At 68.5% G+C, this 20,272-nt stretch carries 17 protein-coding genes; 8 read left to right on the forward strand and 9 right to left on the reverse strand.

Annotated elements, in window-relative coordinates:
- Positions 1 to 11 precede the first annotated feature (11 nt).
- On the reverse strand, positions 12 to 1,187 hold the full coding sequence (locus tag BDI24065_RS17345; RefSeq protein WP_175032305.1) for a vWA domain-containing protein: 1,176 nt from the start codon (positions 1,185 to 1,187) through the stop codon (positions 12 to 14).
- Positions 1,188 to 1,214: 27 nt separating this feature from the next.
- On the reverse strand, positions 1,215 to 2,057 hold the full coding sequence (locus BDI24065_RS17350; RefSeq protein WP_175032306.1) for an AAA family ATPase: 843 nt from the start codon (positions 2,055 to 2,057) through the stop codon (positions 1,215 to 1,217).
- Between the two features lie 247 nt (positions 2,058 to 2,304).
- Here BDI24065_RS17350 and BDI24065_RS17355 point away from each other — a divergent pair, with 247 nt between their 5' ends.
- A complete protein-coding gene (locus tag BDI24065_RS17355; protein ID WP_114177661.1) occupies positions 2,305 to 2,664 on the forward strand; it encodes a c-type cytochrome in 360 nt (119 codons plus the stop codon).
- Positions 2,665 to 2,703: 39 nt separating this feature from the next.
- Positions 2,704 to 3,063, forward strand: coding sequence for a c-type cytochrome (locus BDI24065_RS17360; RefSeq protein ID WP_011352792.1), 360 nt, complete (start codon positions 2,704 to 2,706; stop codon positions 3,061 to 3,063).
- A gap of 99 nt (positions 3,064 to 3,162) precedes the next feature.
- On the opposite strand, the gene BDI24065_RS17365 is transcribed toward BDI24065_RS17360, so the two are convergent.
- Positions 3,163 to 3,597, reverse strand: coding sequence for a DUF1841 family protein (locus BDI24065_RS17365; RefSeq protein ID WP_175011641.1), 435 nt, complete (start codon positions 3,595 to 3,597; stop codon positions 3,163 to 3,165).
- 265 nt (positions 3,598 to 3,862) lie between these two features.
- On the opposite strand from BDI24065_RS17365, the gene BDI24065_RS17370 reads away from it, so the two are divergent.
- Entirely contained in the window at positions 3,863 to 4,792 is a 930-nt protein-coding gene (locus BDI24065_RS17370; protein ID WP_175032307.1) for a DMT family transporter, read from the forward strand.
- A 150-nt stretch (positions 4,793 to 4,942) separates the two neighbouring features.
- Here BDI24065_RS17370 and nth read toward each other — a convergent pair whose 3' ends face one another.
- Positions 4,943 to 5,587 carry an endonuclease III gene (gene nth, locus BDI24065_RS17375; protein WP_175005501.1) on the reverse strand — a complete coding sequence of 215 codons (645 nt, stop codon included), beginning with the start codon at positions 5,585 to 5,587 and terminating at the stop codon, positions 4,943 to 4,945.
- On the reverse strand, positions 5,584 to 6,588 hold the full coding sequence (rsxB, locus tag BDI24065_RS17380) for an electron transport complex subunit RsxB (protein ID WP_175032308.1): 1,005 nt from the start codon (positions 6,586 to 6,588) through the stop codon (positions 5,584 to 5,586). Before rsxB ends, nth begins: the two co-directional genes overlap by 4 nt.
- Positions 6,589 to 6,744: 156 nt before the next feature.
- Between rsxB and BDI24065_RS17385 the strand changes: the two genes are divergently transcribed.
- A complete protein-coding gene (locus BDI24065_RS17385; protein ID WP_043189021.1) occupies positions 6,745 to 7,377 on the forward strand; it encodes a TetR family transcriptional regulator in 633 nt (210 codons plus the stop codon).
- Between the two features lie 88 nt (positions 7,378 to 7,465).
- Here the strand turns inward: BDI24065_RS17385 and BDI24065_RS17390 are convergent, their stop codons facing one another.
- Together BDI24065_RS17390 and BDI24065_RS17395 are read right to left on the reverse strand one after the other, a co-directional pair.
- Positions 7,466 to 8,947, reverse strand: coding sequence for a polyhydroxyalkanoate depolymerase (locus BDI24065_RS17390; RefSeq protein ID WP_175032309.1), 1,482 nt, complete (start codon positions 8,945 to 8,947; stop codon positions 7,466 to 7,468).
- 212 nt (positions 8,948 to 9,159) lie between these two features.
- Entirely contained in the window at positions 9,160 to 10,989 is a 1,830-nt protein-coding gene (locus BDI24065_RS17395; RefSeq protein WP_175032310.1) for a glycoside hydrolase family 15 protein, read from the reverse strand.
- 165 nt (positions 10,990 to 11,154) lie between these two features.
- Here BDI24065_RS17395 and BDI24065_RS17400 point away from each other — a divergent pair, with 165 nt between their 5' ends.
- On the forward strand, positions 11,155 to 12,402 hold the full coding sequence (locus tag BDI24065_RS17400) for a lactonase family protein (protein ID WP_175032311.1): 1,248 nt from the start codon (positions 11,155 to 11,157) through the stop codon (positions 12,400 to 12,402).
- Between the two features lie 100 nt (positions 12,403 to 12,502).
- Here the strand turns inward: BDI24065_RS17400 and BDI24065_RS17405 are convergent, their stop codons facing one another.
- Both BDI24065_RS17405 and BDI24065_RS17410 read right to left on the reverse strand, forming a co-directional pair.
- Positions 12,503 to 17,152, reverse strand: coding sequence for a DNA translocase FtsK (locus BDI24065_RS17405; protein WP_175032312.1), 4,650 nt, complete (start codon positions 17,150 to 17,152; stop codon positions 12,503 to 12,505).
- A gap of 177 nt (positions 17,153 to 17,329) precedes the next feature.
- Complete coding sequence (locus BDI24065_RS17410) at positions 17,330 to 17,875, reverse strand: META domain-containing protein (protein ID WP_175032313.1); 546 nt, start codon at positions 17,873 to 17,875, stop codon at positions 17,330 to 17,332.
- Positions 17,876 to 18,088: 213 nt separating this feature from the next.
- Here BDI24065_RS17410 and purT point away from each other — a divergent pair, with 213 nt between their 5' ends.
- From purT to BDI24065_RS17425, 3 genes are all read left to right on the forward strand, one after another.
- Positions 18,089 to 19,303: a formate-dependent phosphoribosylglycinamide formyltransferase gene (purT, locus tag BDI24065_RS17415; protein WP_175032314.1), complete on the forward strand. Its 1,215-nt coding sequence runs from the start codon at positions 18,089 to 18,091 to the stop codon at positions 19,301 to 19,303.
- Positions 19,304 to 19,321: 18 nt separating this feature from the next.
- Positions 19,322 to 19,507 carry a DUF6726 family protein gene (locus tag BDI24065_RS17420; RefSeq protein WP_174915828.1) on the forward strand — a complete coding sequence of 62 codons (186 nt, stop codon included), beginning with the start codon at positions 19,322 to 19,324 and terminating at the stop codon, positions 19,505 to 19,507.
- Between the two features lie 82 nt (positions 19,508 to 19,589).
- Positions 19,590 to 19,970, forward strand: coding sequence for an MliC family protein (locus BDI24065_RS17425; RefSeq protein WP_175032315.1), 381 nt, complete (start codon positions 19,590 to 19,592; stop codon positions 19,968 to 19,970).
- Positions 19,971 to 20,272 lie beyond the last annotated feature (302 nt).

The following is a 20,272-nucleotide window of genomic DNA, read 5'->3' on the forward strand; positions in this document are numbered from 1 at the left end:
GGTGGGTGTCGTTACTTGCTGAGTGCGCGCATCGCGGTTTCGAGGCCAGCGAGCGTGAGCGGATACATGCGATGGCCGAGCAGGTCGCGGATCACCGCGACCGACTGCCGGTATTCCCATAGCCGCTCGGGCTCCGGGTTCAGCCATGCATGATGGGGGAACTGGTCGGCGAGGCGGCGCAGCCATACGGCGCCGGCTTCCGGGTTGTTGTATTCGACCGAGCCGCCGGGCTGCAGCACTTCATACGGGCTCATCGTCGCGTCGCCGACGAAGATCAGCTTGTAGTCGGGCGTGAACTTGTGCAGCACGTCCCACGTCGCGGTGCGCTCCGAGTGGCGGCGGCGGTTGTTCTTCCACAGGTGGTCGTACACGCAGTTGTGGAAGTAGAAGAATTCGAGGTGCTTGAATTCGGCCTTCGCGGCCGAGAACAGCTCTTCGGTGCGCTTGATGTGGTCGTCCATCGAGCCGCCGACGTCGAGCAGCATCAGCACCTTCACGTTGTTGTGGCGCTCGGGCACCATCCGCAGGTCGAGCCAGCCCGCGTTCGCGGCGGTGCTGCGGATCGTGCCGGGCAGGTCGAGCTCCTCGGCGGCGCCTTCGCGCGCGAAGCGGCGCAGCCGCCGCAGCGCGACCTTGATGTTGCGCGTGCCGATCTCGACGGAATCGTCGTAGTCGCGGTACGCGCGCGCTTCCCACACCTTCACCGCGGTGCGGTTGCCGTTCGACGGGCCGCCGATGCGCACGCCTTCCGGGTTGTAGCCGCCGTGCCCGAACGGCGACGTGCCGCCGGTGCCGATCCACTTGTTGCCGCCTTCGTGGCGCTCCTTCTGCTCGTCGAGCAGTGCCTTCAAACGCTCCATCAGCTTGTCGAGCCCGCCCATCGCGTCGATCTGCGCCTTTTCCTCAGGCGACAGCTCGCGCTCGAGGCGCTTTTCGAGCCAGTCGAGCGGAATGTCGAACGCTTCGGACGGCAGGGTGGACACGCCGTGGAAATACGCGCCGAACGCCTGGTCGAACTTGTCGAAGTACTGCTCGTCCTTGACGAGCGTCATCCGTGCGAGGAAGTAGAACGCGTCGATCGACGGCGAGATCAGCCCGGCCTTCAGCGATTCGAGCAGCGTCAGGTATTCCTTCACCGAGACGGGCAGCTTGGCTGCGCGCAGCGCGTAGAAGAAATTGAGCAGCATGGCCGGGCCTTCGCGGGTGGGGGAGGATTACCGGTTGTGCCGGTTCATGTAGACGAGCCGTTCGAGCAGGCTCAGGTCCTGCTCGTTCTTCAGCAGCGCGCCCGCGAGCGGCGGCACGATCTGCTTCGCGTCCACACCGCGCAACTGGTCGGCCGGGATGTTCTCGGCGAGCAGCAGCTTCAGCCAGTCGAGCAGCTCGGACGTCGACGGCTTCTTCTTCAGGCCCGACACGCCGCGCAATTCGAAGAAGCTCTCGAGGGCCGCGCGCAGCAGCTCCTCGCGGATGTCCGGGAAGTGGACCGCGACGATCTTCTGCATCGTCGCCGGGTCGGGAAACTGGATGTAGTGGAAGAAGCAGCGGCGCAGGAACGCGTCGGGCAGCTCCTTCTCGTTGTTCGACGTGATGATGACGAGCGGGCGGTGCTTCGCGCGGACCGTTTCGCGCGTCTCGTACACGTGGAATTCCATCCGGTCGAGTTCGCGCAGCAGGTCGTTCGGGAATTCGATGTCGGCCTTGTCGATCTCGTCGATCAGCAGCACGCTCGGGTGGTCGGCATCGAACGCCTGCCACAGCACGCCCTTGACGATGTAGTTCGAGATGTCCTTCACGCGCGCGTCGCCGAGCTGCGAATCGCGCAGCCGCGACACCGCGTCGTATTCGTACAGGCCCTGCTGCGCCTTGGTGGTCGACTTGATGTGCCACTGCAGCAGCGGCATGTCGAGCGCGGCGGCCACTTCCTCGGCGAGCATCGTCTTGCCGGTGCCGGGCTCGCCCTTGATCAGCAGCGGGCGTTGCAGCGTCAGTGCGGCATTGACCGCGAGCTTCAGATCGTCGGTGGCGACGTAGTGCGAGGACCCTTCGAAACGCATGGCGGCGCTCTTCTCAATCGGGGAAAAAAACCCAGTATAAGTCAGAAGGGCTGTCCGGTTGGGCCGCGCCCGCGTATCGTTGCGGGACTGTGGCGGGGCGAACCGGGGGCGCCGTATGGACGCGTTCCCCGCCGACGCGGTACAATCTGGCCGTTTTTTTTGGCCTGCGTGGCGACCTGATAAGCAAAACGGCGCGGGCCGTTGCCGCTTCGGCGCCAGTTTCCCCTCAAGCTAGGTTACAAGAGCTATGAACAAATTCGTCGGCAAACACGTCGTTGTCGCAGCGCTCGTGGCGCTCGCGGGCAGCGCGCAGGCGGCCGGTGTGGTCGGCAACCCGAAGGACGGGGCGAGCAAGGCCGCCATGTGCATCGGTTGCCACGGCATCCAGGACTACCGCGCGGCGTACCCGGAGGTCTACCGGGTGCCTGTCCTCGGCGGCCAGAACCAGCAATACCTCGAGAACGCGCTGAAGGCCTATCGCAAGAAGGATCGTCACTTCCCGTCGATGAATGCGGTCGCCGGTTCGCTGACGGACCAGGACATCGCGGATCTGGCGGCGTACTACGCTGCCCAGAAGGCCGACTCGAAGGACAACCCCTACAAGTAAGCGCGCGCCGCCGATCTCTCCGGCGGGACAGGAGCATTCATGAACAACGCATTCAAGACGGCGGCGGTTGCACTGGCGGCCGGCCTCGCGATCGGTACCGCGCACGCGGCGGACACCACGAAGGGCAAGGAACTGGTCGAATCGCACAACTGTGCCGCCTGCCACGGCGCGCAGATGAACAAGCCGATCAACGCCGAATATCCGCGCCTCGCCGGCCAGCATGCCGACTACCTCGTGTGGGCGATGCGACAGTACCAGATGGGCCTGACGAATCCGCTGCTCGGTCGCAACAACGCGATCATGCAGGCACAGGTGCAGAGCCTGTCGGTCAGCGACATGAAGGACATCGCGGCCTACATCGAGTCGCTGAAAGAAACCGACCTCGTGTTCAAGAAGTAAGCGCGACGGGCCCGACGGGCTCGCGCAGCAAAAATACCCCGCCTCGGCGGGGTATTTTTTTGTCCGCGACCCGGCGCCCGTGGGCCGGTGTCGTGGCGCTCAGTCGCGCGATGCGCGGCGCAGGATGCGCTGCAGGTACGCGTCGGTATCGGGCGGCGTGCCGGTGCGCTGTGCTTCCCAGATCGTCTCGCCGAGGCATTCCATGATCGAATGCTGCGCTTCGTGGGTCGAGTCGAGCTTTGCCGCCAGCTTGTCGTGCGCGGCGCGGATGCCGGGCGGCTGGTCGATCGACAGCTGCTCGCTGATCGCGAGGTGCATCGACAGGTGCAGGAACGGGTTCGTGCGGCCTTCCTCGGGCGTGTACTCGCGTGCGGTCGCGCCATCGGCGTCGGCGAGTTCGTCGTGGTATTCGGGATGCTCGACGATCCAGTCGGCTGCGATCGCTTCCAGCGGCGTCAGGATCTCGCCGGCGCGCTGCTTGCGCCAGGTCTCGGTGAAAAAGCGACGCACTTCGTCGCGGCTTGGATTGAACATGGTGGGGAAACGTCGTGATTCGGACGGCGTGATGCCGCGTCGCGCATTGTACGCCGGGTCGGCGGACGGCGCTGGCGGCGGGCGGGAGCGGGGCGCGCGGTGGCAGCGGCGGTCGCCCGCGGGCCGCGCAGGTAATGCCGCGCCGGCCGGTTGCCACGGCGCGCTGCCGGCGCCACGGAACGGGTAAGCGCGGGCTAGGCTCGCCGCCGCCGCACCGTTACACTCCGACGATTTCCGCCGCCACGCCGTTCGCGCCCGTTCCTTCATGACCGCCACCGCCCACCCGTCGTCCGCCGCCCTGCAGGGCACGCTCTACGTCGCGCTGTCCGCCGCCGCGTTCGGCGCGATGGCGATCTTCGGCCGCTATGCGTACGCGGCCGGCGTGGACGTGCTCGGGCTGTTGATCGTGCGTTTCGCGATCGGCGGCGCGGTGCTTGCCGCGATCGCACGGCATCGCCGCGTCGCATGGCCGCGCGGGCGCGCGCTCGCGCCGCTCGTGGCGATGGGCGCGCTCGGCTACGTCGGGCAGTCGTTCTGCTATTTCAGCGCGTTGCAGCACGCGCAGGCGAGCCTCGTCGCGCTGCTGCTGTACCTGTATCCGGCCTTCGTCACGCTGCTGGCCGCGTGGTGGCTCGGCGAGCGCCTCACGCGCGCAAAGGCCGTCGCGCTCGTGCTGTGCGTCGCGGGTTCGGCGCTGATGGTCGGCGGCGGGCACGGCGAGCCGCTCGGGATCGCGCTCGCGCTGGCCGCCGCGGTGATCTATTCGCTGTACATCGTCGGCGGCACGAAGGCGACACGCGGCGTCGATCCGCTCGCGACCACCGCGGTCATCTGCCTGTCGGCCACCGCGACGCTCGTGGCGATCGCCGTCGTGCGGACCGCGGCGTTCGGCGCGCCGCCGCGCTGGCCCGCGACGGCCGGCGGCTGGGCATCGATGCTGGCGATCGCGCTCGTGTCGACGGTCGCGGCGATGCTCGCGTTCTTTGCCGGGCTCGAACGGCTCGGGGCCGCGCGCACGTCGATGCTGTCGACGCTCGAACCGGTCGTGACGGTCGCGCTGGCGGCGCTGCTGTTCGGCGAAGCGCTGTCGCCGTTGCAGTGGGCGGGCGGCGTCGCGATTCTGGCGGCCGTGCTGGCGCTCGTGCGCGCGGGCGGTGCGGCGGCCGACGACGCGACCGCGACGTCCAATGCGTAGTCTGGAAGCGGAAAGCGAGGGCGATGGCGCAGGTGGCTACGCATTGTCGCGGCTGCGGTTTGCCGGCGGAGCCGCGGCCGATGGGGCGTGCATCGAGCGTCCGGCCGCCTGGCGCCGGGCGGTCTGCGGCACGTCAGCCGCGCTGGCGCGTCACTCGTTCGGCGGCGGCGTCTTCGGCCTGAATTCGCACAGCGGCTCGATCGCGCAGTGCCAGCATTCGGGCTTGCGGGCCTTGCACACGTAGCGCCCGTGCAGGATCAGCCAGTGGTGCGCGTCCTGCAGGAATTCCTTCGGCGTGAACTTCTCGAGCGCGGCCTCGACGGCGCGCACGTCCTTGCCCGGCGCGAGCCCCGTGCGGTTCGCGACGCGAAAGATATGCGTGTCGACCGCGATCGTCGGTTGGCCGAACGCGGTGTTCAGCACGACGTTCGCGGTCTTGCGGCCGACGCCCGGCAGCCCTTCGAGCGCTTCGCGATCGGCCGGCACCTCACCGTCGTAGCGGTCGAGCAGGATCCGGCACGTCGCGACCACGTTCTTCGCCTTGGTGCGGTACAGGCCGATCGTCTTGATGTACTCGGTGACACCTTCTTCACCGAGTGCGACGATTTGTCGCGGGGTGTTCGCGACCGGAAACATCTTCCGCATCGCCTTGTTGACCGATACGTCGGTCGCCTGCGCGGACAGCATCACGGCGATCAGCAGCTCGAACGGCGTCGAGTATTCGAGCTCGGTGGTCGGATGCGGATTGAGGCTCTGCAGCGTTTCGTAGATCGCGTGTCGTTTGCTGGCGTTCATGGAGCGTTCTGGTCGGGCGGTGCGGACGGGCCGCCCGGGCCGTCGTTGCCTGCGTCGTTCTCTTCGTCGTTGCCGCTCGCGGCCGCCGCTTCGGCGTCGCGCTGGGCCTGCTGTTCGGCGAGCCGCTTGCGGCGCGCCTCGGCCGCGTCGATCTGCGCCTGGACGGCCGCGCTCACGCCTTCGGTGTTCTTCGGCCCGGTGTCTTGCCCGGACAGTTCTTCCTTCTTCTTGCGCGCCCGTTCGAGCGCGGCGGCGATGATCGCGCGCTTCTTCGCTTCGGCGTCGTCCGCGGCCGGTGCGGCGGCCGGCGCGCTGGATTGCGCTTCCGCCGGTGCCGCTGCCGGCTTCGCGGCACTGGCCGCGCGGCGGGCCGCGGCGCGCGCTTCGGCGGCCTCGCGTTCGCGGCGCTGGCGGGCGAGCCGCAGGTCATGGTGCTCGCGCGCGGCATCGGCCTGTTCCTGCGACCACGCGTCCCAGCCGGTGCGATCGCCGGTCACCGGCAGCATCGCGATGCAGTCGACGGGGCAGGGCGGCACGCACAGGTCGCAACCCGTGCACTGCGACTCGATGATCGTGTGCATCTGCTTCGGCGCGCCGACGATCGCGTCGACCGGGCACGCCTGCATGCACAGCGTGCAGCCGATGCACAGGCTTTCGTCGATGAAGGCGACCGCGCGCGGATGCTCGCTGCCGTTGACGGGGTTCAGCGGAATCACCGGCTTGCCGAGCAGGCTCGACAGGCGCGCGATGCCTTCGGCGCCGCCGGGCGGGCACTGGTTGTAGTTCGCGTCGCCGGCGGCGATGGCCTCGGCGTACGGGCGGCAGCCGTTATAGCCGCACTTCGTGCATTGCGTCTGGGGAAGCAGATCTTCGATGCGATCTGCGAGTGTTTTGGAATCGGTCACGGTGACAACGGGCGCAGCGGCGCCGAATGGCTCTCGGCCGTGTCGGGCGCGGCCGGAAAGGTTTGCCAAAGCTCGATTATCGCCGATTTCCCGCATTGCGCTGGACGCCGTCTGTGCGCATAATCGAACCGCTTTTTTGCAGGGGCTCAGCAGGAGGGCGGCCGCCCGCGGCGCGCCCGTTCCAGGGCGGCCGGCGCCAAGGCGGTGGGGGTGCCGGTCCGGATCAAGCGGCTCACATAGCAAAACGCCACCATGAATCAGCCAAAAATCAAAAGAGATCCTGAAGGTACGCGCCGCCGCATCCTGATGGCGGCAGCCGAAGAGTTCGCGAGTGGAGGGCTGTTCGGCGCGCGCGTCGACCAGATCGCGCGCCGGGCCGAAACCAACGAGCGCATGCTCTATTACTATTTCGGCAGCAAGGAGCAGCTGTTCACGGCCGTGCTCGAACACGCGTTCTCCGCGCTGACCGAGGCCGAGCGCGAGCTCGACCTCGACGGCGTCGCGCCGGTCGAAGCCGTCACGCGGCTCGCGCATTTCGTTTGGGACTACTACCGCGACCATCCGGAACTGCTCAGGCTCATCAACAACGAGAACCTGCACGAAGCGCGCTACCTGCACAAGTCGACGCGGATCCGCGAGATGATGTCGCCGATCGTCGCGAAGCTCGGCAACGTGCTGACGCGCGGCCAGAAGGCCGGGCTGTTCCGCACCGACGTCGATCCGCTGCGCTTCTACGTGACGCTGTCGGGGCTCGGCTACTACATCGTGTCGAACCGCTTCACGCTCGCCGCGACGCTCGGCCGCGATTTCACCGACACCGACGAGCGCGCCGAGATGGTCAGGATGAACACCGAGGTGCTGCTCGCGTATTTGCTGCGGCGCTGATGCACCGACCGCGCTGAAGCGGCCGCCAGATGTAAAAACGCCGCCGTGCGCAGGCAACGGCGGCGTTTTTGCGTCGGAACGCGGTGCGTCAGGCGGCCTTGCGTGCGCGCACGGTCTTTGCGCGCGTGCCGCTGCCGGCGGCGCGTTTCGCGGCCGGTGCAGCCTTCGCGGGAGCCGGTGCGGCGGCCTTGGCCGGCGCTTTCGCGCGCGTGCGCTTCGCCGCGGTGGCGCGCGTCGCTTCGGCCGGTGCGTCGCCGGCCGGCACGGCGGAGAGCGTCGTGGCAGCCGGTGCCTCCGGGACATCCTTCGTCACGCCGTGCTTCGGCTCCGGCGCATGCTCGCGGATGAAGTCGCGCAGTTGCGGATAGATGATCGTGCGCCAGCGGCGGCCCGAGAAAATCCCGTAGTGACCGCATTTCTCGGCAGTCAGGCTGCGGCGATCGTCCTGCGGGATGCCCGTGCACAGCTCGTGCGCGACGTGCGTCTGGCCGCTGCCGGAGATGTCGTCGAGTTCGCCCTCGATCGTCATCAGCGCGGTGTGCTTGATGTCCTGCGGACGCACGCGCTCGCCTTCGACATCCCACGTGCCTTCCGCCAGCCGGAATTCCTGGAATACGACACGGATCGTCTCGAGGTAATACTCGGCGGCCATGTCGAGCACCGCGTTGTATTCGTCGTAGAAACGGCGGTGCGCTTCGGCGTCGTCCTCGTCGCCGCGCAGCAGGCTCTGGTAGAAATCCCAATGCGATTGCGCATGCCGCTCCGGGTTCATCGCAACGAAGCCCGTGTGCTGCAGGAAGCCCGGATACACCTGGCGGCCTTCGCCCGGATAGTTCGCGGGCACCGTGTGGATCACGTTGTTCTCGAACCACGCGGTCGAGTGCTGCGTCGCGAGCGAATTCACCGACGTCGGGCTGCGGCGCGCATCGATCGGGCCGCCCATCATCGTCATCGTGAGCGGCGTGTCCTCGCCGCGGCTCGCCATCAGCGAGATCGCCGCGAGCACCGGCACCGTCGGCTGGCACACCGAGATCACGTGCAGGTTGCGCGCGCCGATGTGACGGATGAACTCCTGGATATACGCGATGTAGTCGTGCAGGTGGAACGGGCCGGTCTCGACCGGCACCATGCGCGCATCGATCCAGTCGGTGATGTAGACCTTGTGATCCTGCAGCAGCGTGCGCACGGTGTCGCGCAGCAGCGTCGAGTGGTGGCCCGACAGCGGTGCGCAGACCAGCACGACCGGCTCGTCTTTCAGTTGGGTGACGGCGTCGGCGTCGTCCGAATAGCGCTTGAAGCGCAGCAGCCGGCAGAACGGCTTCTCGACGATCGTCTGCTCGACGATCGGGATGTTGTGGCCGTCCTTGACGATCTGGTGAATATTGAATTCAGGCTTCTCGTAATCCTTGCCGAGCCGGTACATCAGCTCGTACGCGGCGGCCATCCGCGTCGCACCCGGCATCAGCGAGAACGGGCTGGACGGATTGGCGAACGATTTGGACGCGGCCTGGGCCCAGGCCGTCAGCGGGCTCAGCATGGCGCGCTGGAATTCATGCAGTTGGTAAAGCATGCAGACTACTCCCGCGTGGGGGACGGTGCGCAAGGGCGGCGTGGGGCGTCGCGGCGTGCCGTGTGGGTCAGCGACCGGCCATGTTGCACTGCAGCCGGACAATCGCGTCGATCATATCGGACAACGATGGGTGGTGCAATGCAACATTTCCCCGATTTTTCATCAAAGTTTTGCGATTTGACGTTCTCTGACCAAGCCGCTCGCGCCGCCGTTCAGCGCCCCGTGGCGACGGCCGGCGCGGGCTGGCCGGCTGCGCGCGCCATCGCGTCTTCGTGGTGCATCAGGTTCATCGCGGTATGCACGAGCGCCACGTGCGAGAACGCCTGCGGGAAGTTGCCGACCAGCCGCCCGGCCACCGGGTCGTACTCCTCCGCGAGCAGCCCGAGGTCGTTCGACAGTGCGAGCAGCCGGCTGAACAGGCGGTGCGCGTCGTCGATCCGGCCGAGCAGCGCATAGTTGTCGACCAGCCAGAAGCTGCATGCGAGAAACGTGCCTTCGCCGGGCGGCAGGCCGTCGTCGTAGTCGGTCGTGCGGTAGCGCATCACGAGCCCGTCGTGCAGCAATTCCCGCTCGACTGCCTCGACCGTGCCGACGATGCGCGGATCTTCCGGCGGCAGGAAGCCGAGCAGCGGCATCAGCAGCACGCTGGCGTCGAGTTCGTCGCTGCCGTAGCTCTGCGCAAACGCCCGTTTGCTTTCGTGCCACGCGTTGTTGCACACGTCGGCATGGATCTGGTCGCGCAGTGCACGCCAGCGGTCGAGCGAGCCGGGCAGCCGGAACATTTCCGCCGACTTGATCGCGCGGTCGAACGCGACCCACGCCATCACCTTCGAGAACGTGAAATGGCGGCGGCCGCCGCGCGTTTCCCAGATGCCCTCGTCGGGTTCCTGCCAGATCTTCTCGAGATGATCGAGCAGCGCGCACTGCACCGACCAGACCGTGTCGTCGGCCTGCAGGCCGCCCACCCGTGCGAGGTGCAGCGCGGCCATCACCTCGCCGAACACGTCGAGCTGGAGCTGGTTCGCGGCGCCGTTGCCGACGCGCACCGGCTTCGACTCCTGGTAGCCGGGCAGCCAGTCGAGCTCCATTTCCGGCAGCCGGCGTTCGCCGGCGATCCCGTACATGATCTGGATCTGTTCGGGCGAGCCGGCCATCACACGGCCGAGCCACGTGCGCCACGCGCGCGCCTCGTCATAGTAGCCGCCGCGCATCAGCGCGAGCAGCGTGATGGTCGCGTCGCGCAGCCAGCAGTAGCGGTAGTCCCAGTTGCGGTTGCCGCCGATCTTCTCGGGCAGCGATGTGGTCGGCGCGGCGACGATGCCGCCGGTCGGCTCGTACGCGAGCGCCTTCAGCGTGATCAGCGACCGGCGCACGGCGGCCGCATAGCGGCCCTGCACCTGGCAGCGGCCCGACCATTCGAGCCAGTAGTTCTCGGTGCGTGCGAGCATCGACAGCGGATCGCGCGCGGGCGGCAGCCGCAGGTGCGACGCCGCATAGCTGAGCGAGAACGGCACGCGCTCGTCGGCGCTCACCGTGAATTCCGCGAGCGTATGGAGGTTTTCGCCGGTGAGCGGCACCGGCGTGCGCAGCACGACGGTGTCGGGGCCCGCGATCGCCTTCATGCCGTCCTCGCGGGTCAGTTGCGTGACCCACGGGATCGAGAAGCCGTAGTCGAAGCGCAGCACGAGCTCCATGCGCATCTTCATCGTGCCGTGGCGGCCGACGACGATCCGCACCAGTTCGGACCAGCCGTTGCCGGGCGGCATGAAGTCGATCACGGTGACGGCACCGTCGGCGCTTTCGTAGTCGGTTTCGAGAATCAGCGTGTCGCCGCGATAGCGGCGCGTCGTGTGCGTGATCGCGGCGTCGGCGGCCGGCGCGAGCAGCCAGCGGCCGTGCTCGGGGGTGCCGAGAAGCGCCGCGAAGCAGGCGCCCGAATCGAAGCGGGGCCAGCACAGCCAGTCGACGGAGCCGTCTTTTGCGATCAGCGCGGCGGTGTGGCCGTCGCCGACGAGGGCGTAGTCTTCGATCAGGGCAGGCATGGGCAGCGATCCTTGGGTATTCGAGTTCACAATGCGGACGGCGGCAGCCGGGGCTTCACGCCCTGGCGCCGCGCCCCGTATACTCGGCCGGGCGGCGGAGCGCATGAACGGCCGGCGTTTCGTCCTATCTCAACACTTGAAGCGACTCGATGCAAGGAGGATTCAATGCCCAACCGTTTACGCGAGCGTGACGCACGCGCTTCGACACGAGGGTTCCCGCTTAGGCTCGCTCACTGGATGAAAGGTTTCGCGATCGTGCTCTCCTTGTCCGCGACCCACGCATTTGCGCAGCAATCGCCCGCCCCGGCCGACGGCGTCTACAACCTGCTCGTCGGCACCTATACGGGCGGCGGCAGCGACGGAATCTATGTTTACCGCTTCGATACGAAAACCGGCAGCGTCGCGCCGGTGTCGTCGGCGAAGACTGTGAATCCGTCGTACCTGTTGCCGAGCCGCGACGGTCGCACCGTCTACGCGGTCAACGAACTGCCCGGCGACGACGGGCCGGCGACGCAGCGCGGCGGCGTCAGCGCATTCCGCTTCGACGCGAAGACGGGCGCACTGAGCTTCATCGACCGCGTGTCGTCGGAAGGGAACGATCCTTGCTATCTCGCGCTGTCGCCGGACGGCAAGTACCTCGTGACCGCCAATTACTCGGTCGCGAAGGATCCGGGCGGCAGTTTCGCGGTGTTTCCGCTGCGCGACGACGGCGCGGTCGGCGAGGCCGTGCTGAGCGTGCACCACGAAGGTACGGGGCCGGTGAAGGGCCGCCAGGACGGCGCGCATGTGCATTCGACGGTGTTTTCGCCGGACGGCCGTTACCTGTTCGTGCAGGATCTCGGCGCGGACAAGATCTACGGCTACCGCTACACGGTGGACGGCAGCCGCGGGCTGATCGGCCCGACCGACACGCGCTACACGCCGGTGAAGGCGGGCTCGGGCCCGCGTCACATGGTGTTCAGCGCCGACGGCCGGTACGCGTACGTGACGAGCGAGCTCAATGCGTCGGTCGAGGTGTTCGGCTACCACGACGGCAAGCTGACGCCGGTCGAGACCGTGTCGATGACCGCGCCGGGCTTCAAGGGCAAGGTCGGCGGCGGTGCGATCCACCTGTCGCCGGACGGCCGCTTCCTGTACGTGAGCAACCGTGGCGACGCGAACGACCTGGTGATCTACGCGGTGAACCAGGCCGACGGCCGGCTGAAGCTGGTCGGCCGCCAGTCGAGCCTCGGCAAGACGCCGCGCGAGTTCCTGATCGATCCGACCGGCAAGTGGCTGATCGTCGGCAACCAGGACAGCGATACGTTCTACGTGTTCAGCCGCAATGTCGAAACGGGACAACTTGGCCCGAATCCGCAGAAGGTGGCGGTCGGCAAGCCGGTCGACTTCAAGCTGGTGCCGGTGCAGCAGTAAATGAAAAAGGGCGCTGCCGATGCAGCGCCCTTTGTTTTTCGGGGCGGCCGGTTTCCCGGTGCGCCCGTATCGGTTGACGGCGGCCGCCCGGCCGCCGCGCTCAGTCGGCCGCGGCCGGTACGAGCACCTCGCGGCTGCCGTTGATGCCCATCGGCGACACGAGCCCGGCCGCCTCCATCTGTTCGACGAGGCGCGCGGCGCGGTTGTAGCCGATGCGCAATTGCCGCTGCACCGACGAGATCGACGCGCGCCGCGTGCGCACGACGAACGCGACGGCTTCGTCGTACAGCGGATCGGCTTCCGCGTCCGGCGCATCGCCGAACAGGTCCTGCGTTGCACCGTCGGTGGCCGGGCCGTCGAGGATGCCTTCCTCGTACTGCGGCTCGCCGAACTGCTTCAGGTACTCGACAACCCGGTGCACTTCCTCGTCGGCGACGAACGCGCCGTGCACGCGCTGCGGATAACCGGTGCCCGGCGGCAGGAACAGCATGTCGCCCATCCCGAGCAGCGATTCGGCGCCCATCTGGTCGAGAATCGTGCGCGAGTCGATCTTCGACGACACCTGGAACGCGACGCGCGTCGGGATGTTCGCCTTGATCAGGCCCGTGATCACGTCGACGGACGGACGCTGCGTCGCGAGGATCAGGTGGATGCCGGCCGCGCGCGCCTTCTGCGCGAGGCGCGCGATCAGCTCTTCGATCTTCTTGCCGGCGACCATCATCAGGTCGGCCAGTTCGTCGATCACGACGACGATCAGCGGCAGCGTCGACAGCGGCTCCGGATCCTCGGGCGTCAGCGAGAACGGGTTGCCGATCTTCTTTTCCTTCGCTTCCGCGTCGCGGATCTTCTGGTTGAAGCCCGCGAGGTTGCGCACGCCGACGGCCGACATCAGCCGGTAGCGCTTCTCCATCTCGCCGACGCACCAGTTCAGCGCGTTCGCCGCGAGCTTCATGTCGGTGACGACCGGCGCGAGCAGGTGCGGGATGCCTTCGTAGACCGACAGCTCGAGCATCTTCGGGTCGATCATGATGAGCCGCACGTCCTCGGGCGTCGCCTTGTACAGCAGCGACAGGATCATCGCGTTGATCGCGACCGACTTGCCCGAGCCCGTCGTGCCCGCGACGAGCATGTGCGGCGCCTTCGCGAGATCGGTGACGACCGGATGGCCGGTGATGTCCTTGCCCATCGCGATCGTCAGCTGCGAGGCCGAGTGCTGGTACTGGCGCGACTCGAGAATTTCCGACAGGCGGATCATCTGGCGCTTCGCGTTCGGCAGTTCGAGGCCCATGCAGGTCTTGCCGGGAATCGTCTCGACGACACGGATCGACGTGAGGCCGAGGCCGCGCGACAGGTCCTTCATCAGCCCGACGATCTGGCTGCCGCGCACGCCGAGCGCGGGTTCGATCTCGAAGCGCGTGATCACGGGGCCGGCCGACGCGCCGACCACCGTCACCGGCACCTTGAATTCCTGCAGCCGCTGTTCGATCACCTGCGCCGTCTGCGCGAGGTGTTCGTCGGTGATCGTTTCGATGTCGCCGGATGGAGGCTCGAGCAGGTCGAGCGTCGGCAGTTCGACGCTGAACGACGCGGGTGCGTGGAATTCGAACGCGTTCGGGCGCGGCGGGCGTGCGGGGCTGTCGGGGGCCGGTGTGCCGGCTGCGGCAGGTGCGACGGGTTCGGTTGCCGTGACGGCGGTTGCTTCGGCCGGCGGGGCAACGGGAATCGTCGGTTCGGTCGTGACAGTCGCCGGTGTGGACAGGCTCGCGCCGGGGAGTGTCGCGGCGGATTGCGGTGCCGCGGCCGACGGGGCTGCCGGTGTTGCGGGGACATTCGACACGGACCAGCTCGTCGGCGACGAGGCCGGGGCGGGCGGGGGCGCGAACGTCGTGGTTTCGATTGCCGCAGGTGCGGCAGCGATCGACGGAGCCGGTGTCGTGGCGGTTGCGCCGAAGTACGCCAGCGAGCCGAGCGGCGCGACGGGCGAGCCGGCGATCGGTTGCGCCGAAGTCGCGGCGGCGGCGATCGGTGCGGCTGCGCCGGAGGACGTTGCTGCCGTGGCGGTCGGCGCCGGCGGCACGGGCAGGCTTGCGGCCGGCTGCGATGCGATTGCGCCGGAGGGTCCGAATGTGCCGAATGTCGTACCCGTCGACGAGGTTGCCGGGGTGGCCGGATGCGTCGGGGCGTGCGCGGAAGACGGAGCAGCGATCGAGCCGGACACAGCGTTCACGGGCGTCGAGGGAGCGATCGCCGGCGTGGCGGCTGGTGCGGGCGCGGTCGAATCGGATGTCGAAGCCGACGGGCTGGCCGTCGACGCCGTCACGACGGGCGCGACGGGCGATGCGGGCGTCGATGCACGGGGGAACGACCCGTAAGTCGAGTCCGCAACGCTAACCGGCGCGGCCGAGGTAACGGACGCAACGGTCGATGCCGAAGCGGCTGGCTGCGAAAGCGGAGCCGACGCAGCGCCGGTCACGCCGATCGGGGATGTCGATGCGACGGATGAGACGGTCGATCCCGATGCGGCCGGTTGAGCAAGCGAACCAGATGCAGAAGAGGTCACGCGATCCGATGAAGCGGTAGCGGTGACCGGTGCATTGCGCGATGCGAGTGCGGATGCTGGCGTGGTCAAACCGTCGGCGGCGCCGACGAGCGGCGACGCAGGGGCAGCCGAAGCCGTTTGCGCGGCGGCAAACGGTTGAGCTGCAACCGGCGATTTCGGCAATGCCGAGGTGACTGGCGTATTCGTCGCGGCAGGCTGCGCCGTAGAAGGCGTCCACGTCCATGCCGCCGCCGGTGCCGCGCCTTGAGCGATTGCCGACAGCGGTGCGGCAGGATCCAGCGTGTCCGGCTTGGCTGTTTCCGGTGCCGGCGCCGCCGCGAACGGCCTGGTTTCGGCACTTGCGCGCGGCGTCGTCTCGGCGACCGGCGAAGAGGGGAGGGCCGCGAACGGCGTGATGTTCCCGGCAGGCTTCACGTCGGCGACGCCCTGCAGCTCGCGGGACACTGCCGCGCGATCGATGGCGGGGGCCGGTTGCGCCGTGTACGTGTCGTCGGTATCGATGGATGCCGGCGGGTTGCTTCCGGCGATGTCGCGAACCGCGTCGAGCCCGGGTTGCGTGGAAGCAGCGTCGGCCGGTTCCATTTGCGTCACGTCCGTCGATGACTCGGTAACCGGGTTCCAGGCGGATGCGTCGAACGCGGAAACCGGCTGGCTGGCGAGGTCTTCCCACGGCGCGAGGTCGATGGGTGCGTCGAACGACGGTACGGGCGTGACTCCCGGGGCCGGCGACGCGAATGCATCATCGGTGTGCCGGATCTCGTCATCGGCGTGATGCGAGAACGCGGCATCGCCGATGCCGGGATTCGAAAGCGGGTGCGGCGCGGCGGCGGCGAACGGCACGGCGCCCACATCGGCAATCGGTACGTGGACAGCGGGTGCTGCCGGCATGAACGCGTCGAGCACGATCGGCGCGTTGTCGTCGTACGCAGGCGCCGCATCGTGAGTGAGCGGAGCACCGGCGTCATGCGCCGAGAGGCCGTGGGTCGCGGCGGCGATCCCGGTCGACACTGCTGCCGATGCCGGCGCTGTAACGCCGGCTGCTGCCGCGGCTACACCGGCGACGGTTGCGGCTGCGGCCGCCGCGTGCGCCGCGTCACCCGACTGCGGACCACCCATCGTCGCCCATTGTGCGGTGCTGGCCTCGATCGAGCGCAGCGTATCGTGCACGCTCGGCGCCGGCGTGATCGGCGCGGCGGGCTTCTCCGTCCATGCATAGAGCGGCGCACGCGTCGGTGTTTGCGGCGCCGGGCGACGTCGTGCCGCATCCGGCGGCAGGCCGGCCGAACCGGCTCCTGCAGCGGGGCGTACCGGCGGGCGCTGCGGCTGCGTGCTGGCCGGCCGCGGCGTGACCGTGGTACGCGGCGGGGTGGGCTTCAACGCGGCGGTGGCCGGTCGCGCGGCAGTCGGCCGCGGGCGGACGGGTTCGAATCCGGCAGGAAGCGGGGCCGGATCGGGGCGCGGGACTTGCGAGTTCGCGGCTGCACGCGCGAGGCTGGCAGTGCTGCCGGTCGTCGGCGGCGGCATCGCGCTGGCCGGGGGGATCGGCGCGGGCGGTGTCGGCATGCTGCGCTGGGTCGCGCTCGGCTTCAACCAGCCCGACGGTGCGACAGGTTCCACGTGGGGGCGCGGGGGCGTGCTGCTGCGCGGCTTCGGCCGCGCCTGCGGGTCGGGTTTCCACAGCGTCGGACGCGAGTACCGGCCGTTCTGGCGCGGCGCCATCGAATTGACGGTATGCGCGGTAGTCGGCTGGACGACGTCGTCGTCGCGATGCAGTGCGCTGCGCGGCAGGTCCGCGATGCCGCGCGCGTCGTCGTCGCCACCGTCGCGTGCGAGCTTGACGCCGAACGACGTGTCGACCCACGCGGCGAACTGCCGCCAGCCGATGCCGGTCAGCCAGGGCAGCCCGGCGAAGAACAGCACGACCATCGCGACCGGCGTGCCGATCGGGCCGAGCACGTGGGCGAAGCCTGCCGAGAACGCATGGCCGAGCGCATTCGTGTCGGGGCCCGACAGCGGGCTCGTCAGCGTGCAGCTCGCCACGAACACCGCGGCGAAGCCGAGCCATAGACGGATCGAGCCGCGTCCGGCGAGCCCGACGCCGCCAGGCAGCACCGCCTGCACGAGACGCCAGAAGAGAAGGAGGAACCAGACGGCGGAGATGCCGAACCAGCCGAAGACAACCGTGTGCATGCTTTGAAACAGGAGTGGGGAGGGGCGCGCGGGGCGCGACCCGCCGAGTTTAACCGGCCGGCGAACAAGACTCTAACGCGGCGTGCATCCGATTCACGCCGCGCGACGCGTGTGCCTGGCACACGCGCATGGCGCGCCACGCGAAGGCGGTCGGTCGGCCTTCGCGCGCGCCGTGCATCAGGGGCTCCGGTGCGTGAAGGTCAGCGTTGCGCCGGACGTGGTCACGATCTGCAATTGCTGCGGCTCGCGCATCTGCACGCCGGTCTTGTCGATGTGCGCGAGTGCGTCGAGGTACGCGGTTTCGAGCTGGCCGCCGAGCGTATTCGGGCAGGCCATCCGCGTGCCGGCGAGCGGCCCGAAACTCAACAGGCCGTTCTTGATCGCGTAGGTACCCATATAGCGGTTGCAGCCCGAGAAACCGCTGGCGCGCCGGATACCCGAATCGGTCGACAGTGCGAGCTTGATCGGCTCGCCGTTGTCGCCGTGCGGGATCGTGCGCGGCGTGCCGTCGGCGTTCAGCCAGCTGGTGAGCTCCCAGCTCGTGTCGTCGAGCAGCTGGACGGCGGCGGGGTTGTACGGGTCGGGCGCGGGGGCGGCGGAATCGGGGTTGGTCGGCATCGCGCAGGCGGCGAGAAGCGTGGCAAGCGTCAACGCGCAGAGCGGCGCGCGCAACGGGCGAAGCAGGCCGGTGCGTGCGCGTGCGGCGGCGGACAGGTGGGACATGAGCCTCGTTCCTCATCGGATTCTGATCAAGGCGTAAGAGTAACGCACCCGCCCCGCGACAGGCGAGCCGACACTTCACGCGTGAAAACGTTCGCAGCCCGCTCGCGGGCGGCCCGCGGCCGGTTGCCGGCACGGCGAAACGCGCCAAACCGGTGTCGTGGCGCGTGTTAACATCGGAGCCGTTTTCGTCCTCCACCAGAAGCGGGTAATCACATGCAGATCGGTCAGCGGCTCGGTACGCCGCTCTCACCCTCGGCCACGCGCGTCATGCTGCTCGGCGCCGGCGAACTCGGCAAGGAAGTCATCATCGCGTTGCAGCGGCTCGGCGTCGAAGTCGTCGCGGTCGACCGCTATCCGGACGCACCGGGCCATCAGGTCGCGCATCGCGCGCACGTGATCGACATGACGGATGCCGCCGCGCTGCGGGCGCTCGTCGAGGCAGAACGTCCGCACCTGATCGTGCCCGAGATCGAGGCGATCGCGACCGACGCGCTCGCGGCGATCGAGGCGGCCGGCCTTGCCGAGGTGATCCCGACCGCGCGCGCGACGCAGCTCACGATGAACCGTGAGGGGATCCGCCGGCTCGCGGCCGAGGAGCTCGGCCTGCCGACGTCGCCGTATGCGTTCGCGGATTCGTTCGAAGCATTCAGCGCGGCGATCGCGAAGATCGGCATGCCGTGCGTCGTGAAGCCCGTGATGTCGTCGTCGGGCAAGGGGCAGTCGGTCGTGAAGACCGAAGCCGACGTGAAGCCGGCGTGGGACTACGCGATGGCGGGCGGCCGCGTGAACCACGGCCGCGTGATCGTCGAAGGCTTTGTCGATTTCGACTACGAGATCACGCAGCTCACCGTGCGCGCGATCGATCCGGCAACGAATGCCACGCACACCTACTTCTGCGAGCCGGTCGGCCACGTGCAGGTCGCGGGCGACTACGTCGAGTCGTGGCAGCCGCAGCCGATGAGCGCGGCGGCGCTCGAGAAGTCGCGCGAGATCGCGCACAAGGTCACCGAGGCGCTCGGCGGGCGCGGGATGTTCGGCGTCGAGCTGTTCGTGCGCGGCGACGACGTGTGGTTCTCCGAGGTGAGCCCGCGGCCGCACGACACGGGCCTCGTCACGCTCGCGTCGCAGCGCCAGTCGGAATTCGAGCTGCACGCGCGCGCGATTCTCGGGCTGCCGGTCGATCCGGCGCTCGGTACGCCGGCTGCGTCGGCCGTGATCTACGGCGGGCTCGACGAGCGCGGGATCGCGTTCGAGGGCGTGCGTGAAGCGCTCGCGGTGCCGGGCGCCGACCTGCGCCTGTTCGGCAAGCCGGAAAGTTTTGCGAAGCGGCGCATGGGCGTCGCGCTGGCAACCGGCGCGACCGTCGACGAAGCCCGCGAACGCGCGAAGCGCGCCGCCGCGGCCGTCCGGCCCGTGTCGGCCCGCTGACGTAACCAGGAGAGGACGATGACGCCGAACTGGTTGCGTATTGGAAAACTGGCCGCCGCGCTGGCGCTTGTCGCGAGTCTCGCGGGTTGCGGCGTCGCGGCCGCACCCTGCCGGGTGGCCTCGGCCGGGCTCAAGATCGTGCCGCTCGTCGGCCACCTCGCGGCCGCGCCGACCGACGCGTGTGCCGACGTCATCGATCCCTGATCACGATACCCGGCACGATCACCAACAATAATCGCGCGCCCCTGCGAGGGCGCGTTTCCACCCGTCTCGTGAGAGGACCTGCATGATTCGCCAAACCCTCGCCGCGCTCGTGCTCGCCGGCACTGCCGTTTCCGTCGTGCATGCCGCGCAACTGACCGTCGAAGAGATCGACGCGGACTCGCGCCAGTTCACCGTCTACCAGTGCGCGAACCAGAAGCAGCCCGTGCGCGTGTCGTACTGGCTCGCGGGCAACGGCCAGAGCTTCGCGCTCGTGCCGGTCAACGGGAAGCAGATGCTGTTCGTCGACACCGTGTCGGCGTCGGGCGCGCGCTATCAGGCCGGCCGCTATACGTGGTGGACGAAGGGCAAGGAAGCGACGCTGCGCGACGAGATCGCCGACCAGAATTCGCCGCCGCTGCTGGGCGACTGCGTACAGGTCGAGAAGAAAAAGAAGAAGGGCTGAGCGCCCGGCACGAACGTGGGTCGTGCACCGCCGGTGCCTGCCGGCGGCTGGCTCCCGGGCCTGACGGCCCGGCACGCGGGCGGGCAGCAGGCGATCGGGCAGGACGATCCGGGAACAGACCCCTGAAATCGCCCACTGGCCGATCGAGATGCCCCGATCGGGTCTGTCTCCCGACCGCGCGGGCCTGCCCCGGCCCGCCGCGCGAACCGGCGTGACGGCCATTCGTGGCGTTGTCACGGACAGATGCCGCGCAGTGCTACAATACGCCCCTTTCCGCCGGCATTCGCGCCGAACGGAGTCCG

Source organism: Burkholderia lata (assembly GCF_902499025.1).
Taxonomy (GTDB): domain Bacteria; phylum Pseudomonadota; class Gammaproteobacteria; order Burkholderiales; family Burkholderiaceae; genus Burkholderia; species Burkholderia lata_C.